The sequence below is a fragment of the Yoonia sp. 67-2 genome (assembly GCF_035117555.1).
Taxonomy (GTDB): domain Bacteria; phylum Pseudomonadota; class Alphaproteobacteria; order Rhodobacterales; family Rhodobacteraceae; genus Yoonia.
In genome coordinates, this window is the sequence record NZ_JAYKPK010000005.1 from 230270 (window position 1) to 243537 (window position 13268).

At 59.9% G+C, this 13268-nt stretch carries 11 protein-coding genes; 5 read left to right on the plus strand and 6 right to left on the minus strand.

Annotation, left to right across the window (positions count from 1 at the left end):
* Genes upp through VOY09_RS10560 form a run of 5 tightly spaced genes read right to left on the minus strand, consistent with a single transcriptional unit; the run spans position 1 to position 4487 of the window.
* Entirely contained in the window at positions 1–633 is a 633-nt protein-coding gene (gene upp, locus VOY09_RS10540; RefSeq protein ID WP_322895421.1) for a uracil phosphoribosyltransferase, read from the minus strand.
* Positions 630–1619 (minus strand): adenosine deaminase, encoded by a 990-nt coding sequence (locus tag VOY09_RS10545; protein WP_322895422.1) that lies wholly within the window; start codon positions 1617–1619, stop codon positions 630–632. Before VOY09_RS10545 ends, upp begins: the two co-directional genes overlap by 4 nt.
* Positions 1616–2791, minus strand: a complete 1176-nt coding sequence (locus VOY09_RS10550; RefSeq protein WP_322895423.1) for a phosphopentomutase — start codon at positions 2789–2791, stop codon at positions 1616–1618. Before VOY09_RS10550 ends, VOY09_RS10545 begins: the two co-directional genes overlap by 4 nt.
* The gene (locus VOY09_RS10555; RefSeq protein ID WP_322895424.1) at positions 2791–4092 is read right to left on the minus strand and encodes a thymidine phosphorylase; all 1302 of its coding nucleotides are present in this window, start codon (positions 4090–4092) and stop codon (positions 2791–2793) included. Before VOY09_RS10555 ends, VOY09_RS10550 begins: the two co-directional genes overlap by 1 nt.
* A 2-nt stretch (positions 4093–4094) precedes the next feature.
* Complete coding sequence (locus VOY09_RS10560; protein WP_322895425.1) at positions 4095–4487, minus strand: cytidine deaminase; 393 nt, start codon at positions 4485–4487, stop codon at positions 4095–4097.
* Positions 4488–4678: 191 nt separating this feature from the next.
* On the opposite strand from VOY09_RS10560, the gene VOY09_RS10565 reads away from it, so the two are divergent.
* The 5 genes from VOY09_RS10565 (at position 4679) to VOY09_RS10585 (ending at position 12303) form a co-directional block, all read left to right on the plus strand.
* Positions 4679–6958 (plus strand): NADP-dependent malic enzyme, encoded by a 2280-nt coding sequence (locus tag VOY09_RS10565; RefSeq protein WP_322895426.1) that lies wholly within the window; start codon positions 4679–4681, stop codon positions 6956–6958.
* On the plus strand, positions 6951–7748 hold the full coding sequence (locus VOY09_RS10570) for a hypothetical protein (RefSeq protein ID WP_322895427.1): 798 nt from the start codon (positions 6951–6953) through the stop codon (positions 7746–7748). The genes VOY09_RS10565 and VOY09_RS10570 overlap by 8 nt, the downstream gene beginning before the upstream one ends.
* A gap of 156 nt (positions 7749–7904) precedes the next feature.
* Positions 7905–9797, plus strand: coding sequence for a propionyl-CoA synthetase (locus tag VOY09_RS10575; RefSeq protein WP_322895428.1), 1893 nt, complete (start codon positions 7905–7907; stop codon positions 9795–9797).
* 92 nt (positions 9798–9889) lie between these two features.
* Positions 9890–11197 (plus strand): FAD-binding oxidoreductase, encoded by a 1308-nt coding sequence (locus tag VOY09_RS10580; protein ID WP_322895429.1) that lies wholly within the window; start codon positions 9890–9892, stop codon positions 11195–11197.
* Positions 11198–11307: 110 nt separating this feature from the next.
* Positions 11308–12303: a hypothetical protein gene (locus VOY09_RS10585; RefSeq protein WP_322895430.1), complete on the plus strand. Its 996-nt coding sequence runs from the start codon at positions 11308–11310 to the stop codon at positions 12301–12303.
* A 20-nt stretch (positions 12304–12323) separates the two neighbouring features.
* Here VOY09_RS10585 and VOY09_RS10590 read toward each other — a convergent pair whose 3' ends face one another.
* Positions 12324–13088 (minus strand): NAD kinase, encoded by a 765-nt coding sequence (locus VOY09_RS10590; RefSeq protein ID WP_322895431.1) that lies wholly within the window; start codon positions 13086–13088, stop codon positions 12324–12326.
* Positions 13089–13268: the final 180 nt, after the last annotated feature.

A 13268-nucleotide genomic window follows, 5' to 3' on the forward strand; every position in this document is an offset into this window, starting at 1 on the left:
TTATTTCGTACCGAACATCCGGTCACCGGCATCGCCCAGACCGGGCACGATATAGCCTTGTTCATTCAGATGGCTGTCAATCGCTGCTGTCACAATCGGCACATCGGGATGCGCCGCTTGCATCCGCGCGATGCCTTCGGGGGCGGCCAGCAGGCACATGAAGCGGATATTCTTCGCCCCCGCCTGTTTGAGCAGATCAATCGCCGCGACCGATGAATTGCCGGTCGCCAGCATCGGATCGACGGCAATGACCAGCCGATCCTCTAATTCCGTCGGCACTTTGAAGTAATATTTCACCGGTTGCAGCGTTTCTTCATCGCGGTATAGCCCGACAAAGCCGACCCGCGCCGCTGGCACCAGTTCCAAGATCCCGTCGAGCAACCCATTGCCCGCCCGCAGGATCGACACCAGCACCAGTTTCTTGCCATCGATCACCGGCGCATCCATCGGCTGCAACGGTGTCTCGATCCGGCGCATGGTCATCGGCAGACCGCGCGTGACCTCATAAGCCAGCAATTGGCTGATCTCGCGCAGCAATTGGCGAAACACCGGGGTCGAGGTTTCTTTCTGCCGCATCAGCGTCAGTTTATGCTGCACCAAAGGGTGCGTCACATGGGTCACATGGTCGGTCATTGGGTGGGCTCCAATCGTTTGGCGATTTTGGCGCGGGTGGCATCATCGCAGAAAGCAGCGGCAAGGGCGATCTGGTTCAGCGCTGTGAAATCAGCCTCCTCCCAGCCAAAGGTCCGGTGCAGCATGTCATATTCGGCTGTCATGGTGGTGTGAAAGAACGGTGGATCGTCGGTGGAGACGGTGACTTTCACCCCCGCATCGCGCAAGCGTTTGATCGGATGGCTTTGCCAATCCGGCACGGCCTTGAGCACCACGTTGGAACCGGGGCAAACCTCCAGCACGATATCCTTTTCAACGATCTCGCGCAGCAATCCCGCATCATTAATCGCGCCGATCCCATGACCGATGCGGGCCACTTTCAGATCGCGGATGGTTTCCGCGACCATCGCCGCCCCACCCCATTCACCCGCATGACAGGTCAGCGGCAAGCCCGCCTCGCGGGCCATGTCGAAAGAATAGGCATAGTCACCGGGCCGCCCGGCCATTTCACCGCCCGCCATGCCGTAACCCACGACAAACCCGCCATAGGTTTCAGCGGCGCAACGGGCGGCGGGAATACAGGCCTCTGGCCCGAAATGACGGATGCCGGTGACGATCCCGCGCATCGTGATGCCAAACCGCGCCTCGCCTTCATCCGCCGCATCGGACATCGCAGCAAGGTAATCCTTCCACGCCGCCAGATCACCACCGCCACAGAAATCGGGCGAGACGAATGTTTCCATATAGACCACGCCATGACTGGCGGTCTCTTCCAACACGGCCAAGGTCAGGCGGCGAAAATCATCGGGGCTTTGCAGGGTCGTGCAAGCCGCCTCATAAACCTTCAGGAAATGATCGAAATCGCGGAAGTCATAGCCACCTTGGGGCGTGAAAATCCCGCTGATATCGATCTTTTTCTCTGCCGCCAGCATGCGGATGAAATCAGGCGGCGCAGAGCCTTCCAGATGGGTGTGGAGTTCAATCTTTGGCAAATTCTGAAAATTCATAAAAAACTCTTTCCTGCGCCGCGATAAGGCACGGCCAAATGATCCGCGATACTGGCCGCGACATCGCAAAACGCGACCTGCCCCAAGGCCCGCGCGCCCAAACCATAGGCCAGTACCGGCACCCTTTCGCGGGTGTGATCGGTGCCGGTCCATGTCGGGTCATTGCCATGGTCGGCGGTGACGATCAACAGATCATCCGCCCGCAATCGCGGCAAAAGCGCGCCCAAAGCGGCATCAAACCATTCCAGATGCCGGGCATAACCGGCCACGTCGCGCCTGTGGCCATAAAGGCTGTCGAATTCCACCAGATTGGTGAAGATGAAATCACCATTCGCCGCCGTGTCGACCAGACCCGCCAGATGCCCCATCAGGGCTGCATCATCGCCTTTGTGCAACGTATCGATGCCCTGCATCGAAAAGATATCCCCGATCTTGCCCACGCCATGCACCTTGCCACCCGCCGCCTGTACATCATCGCAGATGCTCGGTCCGGGTAAGGCAATCGCGTAATCATGCCGGTTGGCGGTGCGGGTAAAACTGCCGACCTGCCCCACGAAAGGCCGCGCGATCACCCGCCCGATCTTCATCGCATGCAGATGCGGGGCCAGATCGGCGCAAAGCTTATAAAGCCGCTCCAGCCCGAAATGCACCTCATGTGCCGCGATCTGCAACACGCTGTCGGCAGAGGTATAGCAAATCGGCCAACCTGTGCGCAGATGCGCCTCACCCTCGACCCCGATGATCGTGGTGCCCGACGCGTGGCAATTGCCCAAAATCCCCTCCGTCCCCGCCAGCTGGCAGATCAGCGCGGTCAGGTCAGGCGGGAAGGCAGGCGTGGCATCCGGGAAATGGTGCCAGTCCCATGGCACAGGCACGCCCGCCAATTCCCAATGGCCCGATGGCGTATCCTTGCCGCGCGACACTTCCGTCGCTGCCCCCCACGCGCCAGTCGGCACAGCCCCCAGCCCCGGTGCCGTCAGGCCAGAGGCAAGCTGCAAAGCCGCCCCCAGACCCAAAGCATCCAGATGCGGCAGATGCAGCGGCATAGCCTGCGCGATATGGCCGATGGTATTGGCCCCGGTATCGGGCAGATCGCCGTTGAAAAACTGCGCCGCATCGGGCGCGCCACCGATCCCCACGGAATCGATCACAATCAAAAATGCCCGCGGCATCAGCCGATCCTTTCGATGATCAATGGCCCGGTCTCTGGCGCAGCACCAATCGTGACCGCCGCCTGCACCGCCCGCGCCGCCTGTTCTGCGGCCTCTTCAGACGCGGCATGCAAGGTGCAAAGCGGCTGACCTTTTTCCACATAATCGCCCAGACCGACCACATCGGTCAGCCCGACAGACGGGTCAATCCGGTCGCTTTCCACCCGCCGCCCGCCACCCAAGGCGACGACAACCATGCCCAAAGCCTGCCCATCCATCGCCGCGATGTACCCCGATTGCGGGGCGACAACAGCGCCCACGACAGGCGCTTGCGGCAGATGCGTGCGCCAATCCTCGGCCATGTCAGGCGGACCGCCCAAGGCGGCAATCATCCGCGCGAACCTTTCCATCGCGGCACCGGAGGTCAGCGCGCGGGCGACAGCGCCCTGCGCATCCGCTTCGCTTTGCCCCTGCATCATCAGCAATTGCACACAGATCGCCTGTGACAGCGCGACCAGACGCGGCGCGGCCTCCAGATTGCCCGCGAGAACCTCCATACAGACAGCCACCTCCAGCGCATTGCCCAGCGCGGGGGCCAGCGGTGCATTCATATCGGTGATCACGGCAGAGGTCCGGCAGCCCGCGCCATTGGCGGTATCGACCAAAGCCTGCGCGAGCGCGCGCGCTTCACCTTGTGTTTTCATGAAAGCGCCCGATCCGCATTTCACATCGAGGACCAAACCATCCAGCCCGGTCGCCAGTTTCTTGGACAGGATCGAGGCCGTGATCAGATCAATGGAATCCACCGTCGCCGTCACATCGCGGATCGCATAAAGTCTGCGGTCCGCAGGTGCGATCTGTCCCGTGGCACTGACAATCGCGCAGCCGACATCGCGGGTGATCCGGCGCAAAAGCGCCTCATCCACCTGGCATGACAGACCCGGAATCGCCTCCAGCTTATCCAGCGTGCCGCCGGTATGGCCCAGCCCACGGCCAGAGATCATCGGCACATAGGCCCCACAAGCCGCCAGAATGGGCGCTGCAATCAGCGACACGCAATCCCCGACCCCGCCGGTCGAATGTTTGTCCAGCACCGGCCCCGGCAGATCCCAGGACAGCACATCGCCACTGTCGCGCATGCCGATGGTCAGCGCCACACGCCCCGCATCAGACAGACCGTTCAGACAGACCGCCATGGCAAAGGCACCCGCCTGCGCATCGCTGACCGCACCGCTGGCAAGGCCCTGCGCAAAGGCCGCCAAATCCTCTGGCGCGGGGGTCTGTCCCGCCCTGACCGCCGCGATGATCGCGCGCGCGTCCAAGCTCAGACGCGGCTCATGTAATCAGCGTCAAAACTGCCAGGCAACAGTTCCGCCACCGTCGTTTCCAGCACGATCCCGTCCATCGTGGCCAAAGTCACCACGACATCACCATCCGCGAATTCCGCGATCTTCTGACGGCAACCGCCACAGGGGCTGACCGGTTTGGGACTATCCGCAATCACGGCCACGGCAGCAATCCGCGTATCCCCGCCGGCGATCATTGCCGCGATCGCCCCCGCCTCGGCACAGGTGCCTTCGGGATAGGCCACGTTTTCGACATTGCACCCAGCATAGATCGCCCCCGATGTCGTGCGGATCGCGGCACCCACCTTGAACTTGGAATAGGGGACATAGGCGTTTTCGCGCACAGCGCGGGCTTGATCGATCAGGGACATGGAAACCTCCTGTTTGGTTCCGGCCAGATTGCTGCGCGGCGCGGCGCAATGCAAGACCCGGCACCCCCCGCCTTGTCACATGATTGACGGGAAAGATTTGCAAGATCAGCCGAAGCGTGATTAATCGCAGGGCAGCGTTCCCTTGCGGCAGGGAAATGGTTTAACATTAAACCATATTTTTGGAGGATACGATGGCAGACGAAACAGCAAACAGCCAACGCCAGGCAGCGCTTGATTATCACCAGTTCCCGAAACCCGGCAAACTGGAAATCCGCGCGACCAAACCTTTGGCCAATGGCCGTGACCTTGCGCGCGCCTATTCCCCCGGCGTGGCCGAGGCTTGTCTGGAAATCAAAGCCAACCCCGACACCGCCCGCGATTACACATCACGCGGCAATCTGGTCGCCGTGGTCACCAATGGCACCGCCGTGCTGGGGCTGGGCAATATCGGCGCGCTGGCCTCCAAACCCGTGATGGAAGGCAAGGCGGTCCTGTTCAAGAAATTCGCAAATATCGATTGTTTTGATATCGAGTTGAATGAGGCTGACCCCTACAAACTCGCCGATATCGTCTGCGCGCTGGAGCCGACCTTTGGCGCAATCAATCTGGAAGATATCAAAGCCCCGGATTGTTTCATCGTCGAACAGATCTGCCGTGAACGGATGAATATCCCCGTTTTCCATGACGATCAGCACGGCACGGCGATTGTCGTCGGGGCTGCCGCGCTCAACGCGCTGCACGTGGCAGGCAAGAAATTCGCGGATATCAAGATCGTTTCCACCGGCGGCGGGGCGGCGGGCATTGCCTGCCTCAACATGCTGCTGAAACTGGGTGTGAAACGTGAAAATGTGTGGTTATGTGATATCGACGGTCTGGTCTATCATGGCCGCGAAAGCGAAACATCGCCGCAAAAGGCCGCCTTCGCGCAAGGCACCACGCCGGCCACATTGGCCGATGTGATCGCCAGTGCGGACCTGTTTCTGGGCCTGTCCGGCCCCGGTGTGCTGACGCCCGACATGGTCGCGCGCATGGCCGCGCGCCCGATCATCTTTGCGCTGGCCAACCCCAGCCCGGAAATCGACCCTGCCGCCGCCCGCGCCGTCACCCCCGACGCAATCATCGCGACCGGGCGCTCTGATTACCCCAATCAGGTCAACAACGTCCTGTGCTTCCCCTTCATCTTCCGCGGCGCGCTCGATGTGGGGGCGACCGAAATCAACGATGAAATGAAGATCGCCTGTATCGAAGGTATCGCGGCGCTGGCCCGCGCGACGACAAGTGCAGAGGCTGCCGCTGCCTATAGCGGTGAAAAACTGACCTTTGGCGCGGATTACCTGATCCCGAAACCTTTTGATCCCCGCCTGATGGGCGTCGTCGCCGGGGCCGTGGCCAAGGCCGCGATGGAAACCGGCGTCGCCGTGCGCCCGATTGATGATCTGGTCGCCTATAAGGTCAAGCTCGACGGCTCCGTCTTCAAATCCGCGATGATCATGCGCCCGGTGTTTCAGGCCGCGCGCACTGCCGCGCGCCGCATCGTCTTTGCCGAGGGGGAGGATGAACGCGTGCTGCGCGCGGCCCAGGCGATCATGGAAGAAACCACCGAAACCCCGATCCTGATCGGCCGTCCCGATGTGATCGAAACCCGCTGCGAACGCGCGGGTCTGAAAATCCGCCCCGGTGTGGATTTCAACATCGTGAACCCCGAAAACGACCCCCGCTACCGCGATTACTGGGAAACCTATCACAATCTGATGGCGCGGCGCGGTGTCACGCCCGATCTGGCCAAGGCGATCATGCGCACCAACACCACCGCCATCGGTGCGGTCATGGTGCAGCGCGGCGAGGCAGATAGTTTGATCTGCGGCACTTTCGGTCAATATCTCTGGCATCTGAAATATATCACCGAGATTCTGGGCACGGCCTCATTGCATCCTGTCGCCGCCCTGTCGCTGATGATCCTTGAAGACGGGCCATTGTTCATCGCCGATACGCAAGTCCATCCGGAACCGACACCCGAACAGATCGCCCAGACCGTGATCGGTGCCGCGCGTCATGTGCGCCGTTTCGGGCTGGAACCCAATATCGCGCTTTGTTCGCACAGCCAGTTCGGCAACCTTGATTGCGACACCGGGCGGCGGATGCGTGCGGCCCTTGCGATCCTTGACAGCCAGCCGCGTGATTTCGCTTATGAAGGTGAAATGCATGTCGATGCGGCGCTGAACATGGATCTGCGCCACCGGATTTTCCCTGACTCTCGCCTGCAAGGCGCGGCCAATGTGCTGGTCTTCGCCAATACCGATGCGGCATCCGGCGTGCGCAACATCCTGAAAATGAAAGGCGCGGGGCTCGAGGTTGGGCCGATCCTGATGGGCATGGGCAACCGCTGCCACATCGTCACCCCCGCCATCACCGCGCGCGGCTTGCTGAACATGTCCGCCATCGCGGGCACGCCTGTCGCGCATTATGGCTGATCTGACGCCGGTCTTTTTGTGCTTCAAATGGGGCAAGGGCTATCCTTGCCGCTATACCAATATCCTGTATCGCGCTCTGCGGGACGTGATGCAGAGCCCGTTCCGTTTCGTCTGCCTGACTGATGATGCCGATGGTCTGGCAGAGGGGATTGAGCCGATCCCCCTGCCCGCTTTCGCGATGGACCGCGCGGATTGGCAAAACGGCATGTGGCCGAAACTGACCGCCTTTGCGCCCGGCCTGTTTGCCCCCGGCACACCTGTCATCATGATGGATGTCGATGTCGTCGTCCTGCGCGATCTGACCCCGCTGTTTGATCATCTGCGCGCCAAAGGCGGGTTGCATATCATCCGCGAAATCCCCGACACATTGCCGCGCTGGTTTCCCAAGGTGTTTGGCAAGCCTTTGCTGTCCAATTCATCTGTCGTGGGCTTCATCGCGGGCACACAGGACCACCTGTTCGAGATGTTCCGCGACAAAAGCTATGCCGAACTCGCGCATATCGGCAATGACCAGAATTTCATCCACCATCACGCCCATGACCGGCAAAGCTGGCCTATCGGCTGGATGATCAGTTTCAAAAAAGACCTCGCCTATCATGTCCCGGTCAATCTGGTCCGCCCGATAAGGCGGCCAGACACCTTTGTCGTGATCTTTCACGGCGTCCCGAACCCCGAGGATATGACCAAAGGCCCGTTCAAACGCTGGGGATCGCCCGAAAAATTCGGCTATTTCCCGGTGCGCTGGATCAAGGAATATTGGACAAAACATTCGCGGCCAACGGATCGTTAAAAGATACTATGCGCTCCGCGCGGGGAGTATTTCCAACAAAGCGAGGGGTTGTCAATTTCTTGACACCACCCACCGCTCCCGGCGCTTGCTTTGTTGCGCCACCTGCCCCTCACGCGTAACAAGATTGCGACAGCGGTTTTGGGAGGAGCGCGAGGAATGGGCTATGCAGAGCTTTATGCAGGTTGGAGGCAGGACCCCGAGGGGTTCTGGATGGCACAGGCGAAAGCTATCGATTGGGTGAAAGCGCCGCAAAAGGCGCTCGATGTCAGCCGCGCGCCGCTTTATCATTGGTTTGCCGATGCGCAGGTGAATACCTGCTATAACGCCGTGGACCGCCATGTCGCGGGTGGGCGCGGCGATCAGGCGGCGATCATCTATGACAGCCCCGTCACCGATACCAAACGCACCGTCACCTATGCGCAATTGCTGGAAAACGTGTCTTCGCTCGCCGGGGCGCTCCGCGCGCAGGGCGTCGAAAAAGGCGACCGCGTCATCATCTACATGCCGATGGTGCCAGAGGCATTGGAGGCGATGCTGGCCTGCGCGCGTTTGGGGGCTGTCCATTCAGTGGTTTTCGGCGGCTTTGCCGCCCATGAACTCGCCGTGCGGATCGACGATGCGACGCCCAAGGCGATCATCGCCGCCTCTTGCGGGATCGAACCGGGGCGGGTCATCGCCTATAAGCCGCTGCTGGACGCTGCCATTGCGGCGGCCAAGCATAAGCCCGCATTCTGCGTCATCCTGCAACGCGATCACGCCAAGGCCGATCTGGTGCCGGGCCGAGATCATGACTGGTATCAGGTGCAAGAGGGCGTGACCCCTGCCGAATGCGTCCCCGTCGCGGGGGATCACCCGGCCTATATCCTCTATACCTCCGGCACCACCGGCGCGCCGAAAGGCGTGGTGCGCCCGACAGCCGGGCATCTGGTGGCGCTGAACTGGACGATGAAGGCGATCTATAACGTCGATCCGGGCGATGTGTTCTGGGCCGCGTCGGATGTGGGTTGGGTCGTCGGCCATTCCTATATCTGCTATGCGCCCTTGATCCACGGCAACACGACGCTGGTCTATGAAGGCAAGCCCATCGGCACGCCTGATGCCGGCACCTTCTGGCGGGTGATCCAGGAACATAACGTCCGCTCCTTCTTCACCGCCCCCACCGCCTTTCGCGCGATCAAGCGGGAAGACCCGACCGGCGCGATGATCAAGGACTATGACATCTCCTGCCTGCGGGGCCTCTATCTCGCGGGCGAACGCGCCGACCCCGATACGATTGAATGGGCGCAGCGCGTCATGAACGTCCCCGTCTATGACCATTGGTGGCAGACCGAAACCGGCTGGCCCATCGCCGCCAACCCTGCGGGGGTTGAGGCGCTTCCGGTCAAGATCGGCTCCCCCACCGTCGCCATGCCCGGCTATGACGTGCAGGTGCTGGATGAGGCGGGCCATCCTGTCGCCCCCGGCACGCTCGGCGCGATTGCGGTGAAACTGCCCTTGCCGCCCGGCACATTGCCGACGCTCTGGAATGCCGAAGACCGCTTTGTGAAATCCTATCTGACCACCTTCCCCGGCTATTATGAAACCGGCGATGCCGGGATGATCGACGATGACGGCTATCTTTATATCATGGCCCGCACCGATGACGTGATCAACGTCGCGGGGCATCGCCTGTCCACGGGCGCGATGGAGGAAATTCTGGCGGGCCATCCCGATGTCGGCGAATGCGCCGTGATCGGCGTGGGGGATGAATTGAAAGGGCAACTACCGCTTGGCCTTGTCTGCCTGAACAAAGGCTGCGACCGGCCCCATGCGGAAATCGTCAAGGAAGTCATCAATGCTGTGCGCGACCAGATCGGCCCTGTCGCCGCCTTCAAACTGGTCGCCGTGGTGGATCGCCTGCCCAAAACGCGGTCGGGCAAGATCCTGCGCGCGACGATGGTCAAGATCGCGGATAATCAGGATTTCAAACTGCCTGCCACCATCGATGACCCCGCGATCCTTGATGAGATCAGAGCCGCCCTGCAACCTCTTGGCTATGCCAAGGGCTAAACCCGCTGCGGCCCTTTCGCCCCTTGCAAACCGGGGGCGGCGCAGATCATAAGTGATGCGCCGCCTGTCGCGGTGTGAAAGCGGAGCGTTCTATGGCCATCGAAACCTTTGCCAAATCTGGCGAAACCAAACACACCACCAGCTATTACGCCGCCAGCGCCAATCCGTCGCCAGACCGGCCGAAACTGCAAGGCGACCACCAGATCGACATCTGCGTTGTGGGTGCGGGCTATAGCGGGCTGTCCGCCGCCCTGCATCTGGCCGAAAAAGGCTATAAGGTCGCGATCATCGAAGGCGCGCGTGTGGGCTGGGGCGCATCGGGCCGCAACGGCGGGCAGATCGTCAACGGGCTGAACGCCAGCTTGCAAACGATCAAGAAACGCTATGGCCAGGACACCGCCAATTTCGTCGCGGGCCTCGTGCAGGAAGGTGGCGAGATTATCCGCGAACGTGTCGCCACCTATGACATCCAATGCGATCTCAAACAGGGCAATATCTTCACCGGCCTGACCGCCGCCCATATGCGCGAACTCGAAGAACGCCGCACCCTCTGGGCCAGCTACGGCCTGCACAATCAGGACATGCTGTCGAAATCCGAATTGCGCAACCATATCGGGTCCGACGTCTATGCAGGCGGCATGATCGACCACACCGGCGGGCATATGCACCCGCTGAACCTGTGTCTGGGCGAGGCTGCGGCGTTCGAATCCCTTGGCGGTGTGATCTATGAACAATCCCCCGTCATCAGCGCCGATACCGACGCCGCCAAACCCGTGGTCCGCACCCGCGACGGCACGATGACCTGCAACACGCTGCTGCTGTGTGGTAATGCCTATCTCGGCCATGTGATCCCCGCCCTGACCGCGCGGGTGATGCCGGTGTCCACCCAGATGATGGCGACAATCCCCTTGGGCGACGTGGCCGATGAATTGCTGCCAACGGATAAATGTGTCGAGGATGTCCGCTACATCCTCGATTATTTTCGCCTGTCTGCCGACAAACGGCTGATCTTTGGCGGCGGCACCGTCTATGGCGGCACCGATCCCGCGGATGTCGAGGCGAAACTGCGCCCCGCGATGGAAAAGGTCTATCCGCAACTCAAAGGCGTGAAGGTCGAGCACGCCTGGAGCGGGAATTTCGCCCTGTCCTTCAGCCGCGTGCCGCAGATGGGGCGGCTGGGGAACAACACCTATTTCGCGCATGGCTATAGCGGGCATGGGGTGACGGGCTCGCACACCTTCGGGCGCATCCTGTCCGAAGCCGTCGCCGGCGACCGCGCCCGTTTCGACGTGTTCGCCAAAGTGCCGTGGTATCCGTTCCCGGGCGGGCGGATGTTCCGGGTGCCGTACTCGATGATGGGGTCGTGGTATTATGCGTTAAGGGATCGGTTGGGGGTTTAGGGAACCTTCCATTAAATATGTAGAGCCAGTTTAAGGCGACTATTCCCCGTGACATTTTCTTATCGCAGGTGTACGATCTTAACAGCTTAATCAAGAGCGGCGGATGTGAAATGTACCAGTGGCAAACACTTTGGTCGCTTTCAGGGCCTGAGTTACCTGATGAAGCAATTTCAGTCGCACAGAATATTCATATTAGACCAAGAAATGCATCAGAAGCGGCGACACATTCATCATCTCCCCTCAGTCCAACTGTATCCGTCCCTGGGGGATTGTATGTAGTAAATCATCCTCCAAGGGACGAAGTCCATGGAAGCCACAGGCTGCAAGTTGATGTAAAGGCCAAAACAGAGGATGAAGCCATATCGGAGGCCGAAAAAACTTGTGAGCGTTTAACAGCCAGTTTGTCGCTTGCCGTTTCTGGCACCCCATATTTCTTTGAGCTACTTAGAATAAGAAGAGTTGACCAAAAAGAAGAGTATTCCGGATGGTCTCAGGCAGTCCGATTTTCACAGCTTGTTGCACCTACTCCCTTAAAGGATAGTAAGCTCAAGCTCAGTTTGGATATAGCTTGGTCAATAGAAAACAATGAAACCGCAAACAATGCCTTTCTGCACCTTTCTACAGCGTGGCAACTACAAGCTACCTCTGGTTCGAAACCTCTACAGCGTTCAATTTTGCAGCATTACGTACTTTGCATCGAGGCAATAGTGAATGGTGCAATGGGCCAAGTAAGGAAAGGTAAAAAGGAAGAAATAAGAATTGCGGAGCAGAAATATTCAAACGAGTTCGCTGAGAACTTGGGGAACCGCGTTGACAAGGCAAAAGCAATTCGAGAAGCTTCCACAGCACTTAGGGAAATTAGTTTGGTCAATATGATCCCAAGTCTTGATGCAATTTGTCCTATGCTTGGAATCCCAAGCAATATTTGTGCTTCAGCCAAAGACTTGTATAGATTTAGATCACGAAATTTGAGCCATCCGGGCAAGAAACAGGATGCCGAGATGAAGAAGTGGCTCAACTCAGGTCCTAAAACCTTTGAACACTGTTTGGCAGATACGGTGGCAAGGGCATTTCTTTTATCTTATTGTCAGCGACTCTCAAGGTAGTACTTTAGTTCAGCCCCCCCTCAAGCAAACTGCTCCCTAATCAACCGCTCCTCCAGCCCATGCCCCGGATCAAACAAAATCCGATGCCTGATCCCCGGCTCTGACCTGATCTCCACGCTCACCACATCGCGCACCGATTTCCCGTCCGCATCCGCCATCACCGGCCGCTTGCCGGGATCGATCACGTCAAACCGCACCACCGCTTTTTTCGGCAACAGCGCCCCCCGCCAGCGGCGCGGGCGGAAGGCGGCCATGGCGGTCAGGGTCAGCACATCCGACCCGATCGGCAGGATCGGGCCGTGGGCGGAATAATTATAGGCCGTGGACCCCGCCGGTGTCGCCAGCAGCGCGCCATCGCAGACCAGTTCCGGCATCCGCAGCTTGCCATCCACGGTGATGCGCAGCTTAGCGGCCTGCGGGCCTGCGCGCAGCAGGCTGACCTCGTTGATCGCCAGCGCCTCGTGCATGGCACCATCCACGGTCAGGGCGGTCATGTGCAAAGGGTTGATCACCTCTTCCTCGGCCACGGCCAGCCGCGCGGGCAGGTCCAGCTCGTGATAGGCGTTCATCAAAAACCCCACCGTGCCACGGTTCATCCCGTAAACCGGCACGTCCAGCCCTTGGGTGCCATGCAGCGTCTGCAACATGAACCCGTCACCGCCCAGCGCCACGATCACATCGGCCTTGGCCTGCGGCACATCGCCATAAGCCTCTGACAGGACCCGCAGGGCGGTCTGGGCCGTCGGGACAGAACTGGCAACAAAGGCGATCTTGAGACGTGACATGGTTGATTTCCCCCACAATTCCTCAATGTGTGGGGGGATCAAAGCCGAAACGCAAGTCGCCGATACGAAACTTGCGCTGCCGTTCTCATAAAGATCATGGTCGTTTTGATACTTTAGAACGCGGGGCATCTGCGGTAAGAGGTGCCAATTCCCCACCCGGCACCTGCAAAGAGGATGCAA